The organism is Propioniciclava sp. (assembly GCF_029977985.1).
GTDB lineage: Bacteria > Actinomycetota > Actinomycetes > Propionibacteriales > Propionibacteriaceae > Propioniciclava.
Genome location: NZ_JARKOT010000159.1, coordinates 1 through 5,103, shown reverse-complemented (window position 1 = coordinate 5,103; position 5,103 = coordinate 1). Strand labels below are relative to the sequence as shown.

The 5,103-nt window shown below is 71.9% G+C and carries 6 protein-coding genes; 1 reads left to right on the top strand and 5 read right to left on the bottom strand.

Features of this window, described 5'->3' with window-relative positions; translation table 11 throughout:
- The 3 genes from Q1K57_RS09935 to Q1K57_RS09925 form a co-directional block, all read right to left on the bottom strand.
- A partial coding sequence (locus Q1K57_RS09935; protein WP_300081781.1) for a hypothetical protein occupies nt 1-188 on the bottom strand: 188 nt, incomplete at its 3' end.
- Between the two features lie 402 nt (nt 189-590).
- Nucleotides 591-725, bottom strand: coding sequence for a hypothetical protein (locus tag Q1K57_RS09930; RefSeq protein WP_300081778.1), 135 nt, complete (start codon nt 723-725; stop codon nt 591-593).
- A 40-nt stretch (nt 726-765) separates the two neighbouring features.
- Nucleotides 766-1,260: an FBP domain-containing protein gene (locus Q1K57_RS09925; RefSeq protein WP_300081775.1), complete on the bottom strand. Its 495-nt coding sequence runs from the start codon at nt 1,258-1,260 to the stop codon at nt 766-768.
- A gap of 80 nt (nt 1,261-1,340) precedes the next feature.
- Between Q1K57_RS09925 and Q1K57_RS09920 the strand changes: the two genes are divergently transcribed.
- Complete coding sequence (locus Q1K57_RS09920; protein ID WP_300081772.1) at nt 1,341-2,183, top strand: hypothetical protein; 843 nt, start codon at nt 1,341-1,343, stop codon at nt 2,181-2,183.
- On the opposite strand, the gene Q1K57_RS09915 is transcribed toward Q1K57_RS09920, so the two are convergent.
- Nucleotides 2,163-4,616 carry a glycoside hydrolase family 31 protein gene (locus Q1K57_RS09915; RefSeq protein WP_300081769.1) on the bottom strand — a complete coding sequence of 818 codons (2,454 nt, stop codon included), beginning with the start codon at nt 4,614-4,616 and terminating at the stop codon, nt 2,163-2,165. The genes Q1K57_RS09920 and Q1K57_RS09915 overlap by 21 nt on opposite strands.
- A 41-nt stretch (nt 4,617-4,657) precedes the next feature.
- Nucleotides 4,658-5,101: an alternative ribosome rescue aminoacyl-tRNA hydrolase ArfB gene (gene arfB, locus Q1K57_RS09910; RefSeq protein WP_300081767.1), complete on the bottom strand. Its 444-nt coding sequence runs from the start codon at nt 5,099-5,101 to the stop codon at nt 4,658-4,660.
- Nucleotides 5,102-5,103 lie beyond the last annotated feature (2 nt).

Below are 5,103 nucleotides of genomic sequence, written 5' to 3'. Positions count from 1 at the left end.
CCCGACGACCCCGCGAAGAGCGCCACCGCCACGTCGATGAGCAGTTGGGGTGTGGGGACGGGCTGGTCGCCGGCGGCGATCGACAAGATCAGGAGGAGGAGCGCCACGAGTGCCTCGGCCACGCCGCCGCTGCCGAGCCGCGAGATCCACTGGGGTACCCGGGGGCGTCGTCGCGGCTCGTCGGGCATGCGCTCAGTGTGACACGGCCCCGTGGGCGGCACGATTGGTACTTAGGTGCCGCCTCGACCTGCACCTTTGCCCGATGTTCTCGAACCTCTCAACTGTCTAGGCTCGGTGTCGTGTCCACCCCCCGCACTGACCTGGATCAGCCGGTGAGTGGCGCCCCCGATCTCATCGTGGTCATAGCGGTCGTGGCCGGGATCGCAGTGGGCGCCTTCGTCGGTATCTTGGTCGGTGATGCCCGGACCTACGGGGCCGTGGGCGCACTGGCCGGGTTGGTCGCGGGGCTGTCGTTGGCTGTTCTATCCCCCCAGAACAGACGCGGCTCCGCGACCCCCGGTCGCCATCGCTGACGCCGAACGACACGAGCCGGACGCCTCAGGCGTCCGGCTCGTTCTCGTCGCGGTGGATCAGACGTTCTTGTCGCACAGGATCGGCATGATGCGGCACACCCACGGGGGAAGGCTAGTGGGGTCGGTGGTCACCCCAACCAGGCCCGTCATGGCGACGGTCATCGTGACGACCAGCGTGGCGATCTTCTTCATCCTCAACCTCCTCTCCAGGAAAACGCTGTTCGGGGTGCCGTCAGTCTACGAGGATGCGCCCGAGGAAGTCTTCGAGGTTGTCCTGCAGTCTCTGCACGCGGACGCCCACCGTGATGGTTTCGGGCATGGCGCCTCCGCCGAGCGAACGGCGCAGTCCGCGCACGTAGAGGGAGCAAGCCAGATCGGCGCAGATGTACGTGCCGACCGTGTTGTGGTTCAGCCCCGCCTTGCCAGCCCTGCGGGCGACCATGAGGAGAGCGCCCTGGCCGGGGTGTTGCGTCCAGCACAGATTGCAGAGGGCGCGGCGTCCCTGAGGGCGCCGCTTCGGCAGGCGCAACACGGCTCCGACAACGCCGAACGAGGTGTCGGCGACGAGGTAGCCGCGTTCGGGGGCGTCCGGATCGGTCCAGCCGAGATAGTCGAGGCTGTCCCACAGGGCGGCGTCGAACCACCACGGGAGTTCGAGCCGTTCGGCCTCCGCGGGCGTGGCGTTCACGAAGCTCCCGAGCACCTGGTCACCCGAGAGTGCCTGCATGTCCCGTTTGTACCGCACGCTGAGCCGGTCGGGCCGGGCGCCTCGCCGCGCCCGATATCCTTCGCACGAGGAGGTGCTTCGTGACCCCACCGGCGAACCCCCGTGCGCTCCACGTCGAGGATCGGGAGCGCCAGGCGTTCGTGACCCTCGCCCTCATCTTCTGTCTGGTGGCGGCCCTCGTCGGGCTCGGGCTGCTCGGCGTGCCGGTCGACCAGGTGGGCGGCGGGGTGTTCGCGCCCGACTCGACCCTGCTGGCACCCGCGCAGTGGTCGTTCCTGGTGTGGCGGGCCTTCTACCTCGGCTTCGTCGCGTACACGGTTTGGCAGTGGCTGCCGGCGCAGCGCGTGAATCCGGTGAACCGGACCGTCGGCTGGTACGCAGGCTGGTCGATGATCATCGCCGGCGGCTGGATCATGATCACGCAGCACGGCTGGCTGTGGGCCGGTGTGCTGCTGTTGTTCGGCATGACGATCTCCCTCGCCCGCTTGATGGACGCCGTGACCGCCCCGGACGCCCCCCGCCGGCGCGGCGTCGCGTGGCTGTGCGTCGACGCCACCTTCGGGGTGTGCCTGGGGTGGACGGCCGTGGCTGCGATCGCCATGGTGGCGGCCACGCTGCGCAGTGTCCACATCGGGTTCGGCAGCCTCGAGACGGTCATCGGCCTCGGGGTGCTCGCCCTGGGGGCCATGGTGGCGCTGCGGGTGGCGTTCCGGACGGGCGGGTCGATCCCGGCGGCGTTCGGGTTCGCATGGGGCTTCGCGGGCATCGCCTGGGCGCGCCTCTTCGGCCAGCCGCCATCGGTGGCCATCGGTGCGGGTGCCCTGGTCGCCATCGGGCTCGTCGCACTGGGCACGTGGCAGGCGCGGCGGATGGGGGCCGTGACCGGCGTGCGGGCGGCGTCCTCACCAGACGGCGCCCGCTGACGCGAGCTCGACGAGCGCCGTGCGCAGGTGGTCGTCGATTGCGACGGTCGCCAACGCCTCGGCCAGTTGCAGCCCGTGATGGGCGCGGACGGCGCGCCAGGCCGACTCCTTGGCGTCCATCTCGATCTCGGCAGCCGCGAGCACGGCGAACGCGTCCGCTGCGGTGTCCCGCCGGTGTGGCCGGGCGCCGTGGAGGCACAAGGTGAACCCGGCGTCGAGATCGATCGTCCCGAGTTCGACGCGGAACGACGGGGCGAGCAGTTCGTCGGCCTGCGGCGCACCGGCGGCGTCCGGGAGCCCGTGGCGCTGTCCGCCCACCAACAGTTCGAGCCACGCCACGGCCGCGACGCCGGCGACCTCGACCGTCACGTGGCGTGGGCCGTGGGGTGGACCCTCGGCGGGGTGAGCGGTGAGGACGAGCTCGGCGCTGCCGTCGTCGTGCACGTCGAGGCGCTGGGTGAAGGTCATCAGGCGGCGGTCGGCGAGGGTGGGGACGCCGCGGGCGTCGTCCTCCGCGAGGTGCGACGTGGCGGTGCCGGGCAGCACGCGGAGTTCGAGCGCGTCCGGGCTGACCCCGACCGGGGCCAGCGGGTCGGCCTGCAGGGGCAGGACGCCGCCGGCCCGGCCCAGCACGGGGTACTGCCCCAGCGGACGGTGGAGCCGCAGCCGACGACCGCCGGCGTAGCGGTGGCCGGTGAACAGGTCGATCCAGTCGCCCGGGGGAAGCCATGCGTCCACGTGGGCGAGGTGCGTGCGGGGGTCCTCGGGGGTGGTGACCGGCACGAGCAGGAGATGCTCGCCGAACAGGGCCTCGTTCGGCACGGAGTAGGCCTCTCCGACGAACGGATGCTCGTGGTACAGGGGCCGTACGAGCGCTTTGTGGTCGGTGTGCGCCGTCCAGGCGGCGGTGTACAGGTAGGGGACGAGGCGATGGCGGAGGCGGAGGAAGGCGTCCATGATCGCCTCGGCGCGCGGGCCGTACGTGTGGGGCTCCTTGCCGGCGAACGGGCTGTTGCCGGCATGGAGGCGGTTGACGGGGGAGAAGACGCCGAGCTGCAGCCAGCGCACCGCCAGTTCGGCGCTGCGGATCCCGTGCATGTGGCCGCCGATGTCGTGGCTCCACCAGCCGTAGCCGATGTTGGCGGCGGTAGCGGTGAAGAAGGGCTGGAAGTCGAGGGAAGCCCAGGTGGTGATGGTGTCGCCGGAGAAGCCGATGGGGTAGCGGTGGCTGCCCGGGCCGGCGTAGCGGCTGAACGTGAGGGGCCGCCGTCCGGAACGGGCGGCGTCCGTGTAGTGGATGTGGTTGAGCATCCAGAGGGGGTCGAGGCCGGAAAGGCGGGTCGTGCCGCCGGACTGCCAGTCGAGCCACCAGAAGTCGACGCCTTCCGCCTCGCGCGGGTGATGCAGGTGGGTGAGGTAGGCGTCGACGAAGGCGCGGTCGGTGACGTCGAACTCGATGGGGGCGCCGGCGTCCGGGTCGAGACCGAGGGCTTCCGCGACGAGGCGGTAGCCGTCCTCGTGGCGACGGACCCCGTCGGCCGGGTGGACGTTGAGCGTGACGAGGAGGCCGCGGTCGTGCAGGTTCGAGAGGAAGGAGGGCGGGTCGGGGAACAGGTCGCGGTTCCAGGTGTAGCCGGTCCAGCCCGTGCCGATCTCCGGGTCGACGTCGACGAGGTGCCAGTCCATGTCGATGACCGCGACCGAGAAGGGGAGGCGACGTGCGGCGAAATGGTCCATGAGACCGAGGTATTCGGCCGCCGAGTAGCGCCAGTACCGGGACCACCAGTTGCCGAGGATCGCGCGGGGGACGAGGGGCGTAGGCCCGGTGAGATGGTGGTAGTCGGCGAGGGCCGCCGCATAGTCGCGGCCGTGGCCGAAGAAGTAGAGGTCGCGGGCCGGCGGCGTGGCGGCCGAGCCGAGGCTCGGGCGGGGGCCGACCCACCCGTCGGCCGTGAGGACGACCGAGGTGGAGTCGTCGAGCACCGAGAACCCGTAGGTGGCGAGCAGGCCGGGTTCGAGGGGGCAGGCGCCGTCGACCTCGTCGAGGGTGCGGGCCGTGCCCTGCAGGTTGCCGCGCAGGGGCGGGTCCTGCGGGTAGGCGTCGCCGTACCGCCAGGTCGTGTAGTGGGGGTCGGTGCCGCCGGTCAGCAGGGTGATCGCGAGGCTGGAGCCGGTGAACGGGCCGCCCGTGTACCGCAGGCGCAGGTGGCTCGTGGTGATCTCGACGCCCTGGTCGAGAGTGCGGATGGTGAAGGCGGCGGGCTCGAAGGCGCGGTCGTCGACGAGCGGGGTCCGTTCGTCGACGAAGCGACCCTCGGCGTCCCACTCGAGGCGGAGGAGACGCGGGCTCAACACCGTGAACCGCCACGTGTCGCCGGCGACGACGGCGTCCGGATGGGCAGCGGCGGAGCGTCCGTCGGACAGCGCGAACACGGGTCGGTCCTCTCCGGGTGGGTCTGCCGCCACGGTAGCCGTCAGTCGGCGTCCGGACGCCCCCGGCGCGCCTTCACCTCGGAACGCCGCCGCTTGGCGGCGAGCCGGCGCTCCACCGCGCCGCGGGAGGGGCGGGTGGCCTTGCGGGCGGGCGGTGGCGGGGCGAGAGCGGCGCGGAGCATCATCGCCATCCGGCTGCGGGCCGCGGTGCGATTGAGATGCTGGGAGCGATGCTCGCTGGCGTCGATCGTGAGCACGGTGCCCGCCAGGCGCCCCGCGAGGCGTTTGAGCAGCCGGGCGCGCTGGGCCTCGGTGATGGCGCTGGTGGACGCCAGATCGAGGGACAGTTGCACGCGCGAGTCGGTGGTGTTCACCCCTTGGCCGCCCGGGCCGGAGGCGCGGGCGAACCGCTCGGTCAGGTCGGCGACGGGAACGACGAGGCCGTCCGGGACGCCGGGCCCCGGCGGCACGGACAGGTCAGGCACAC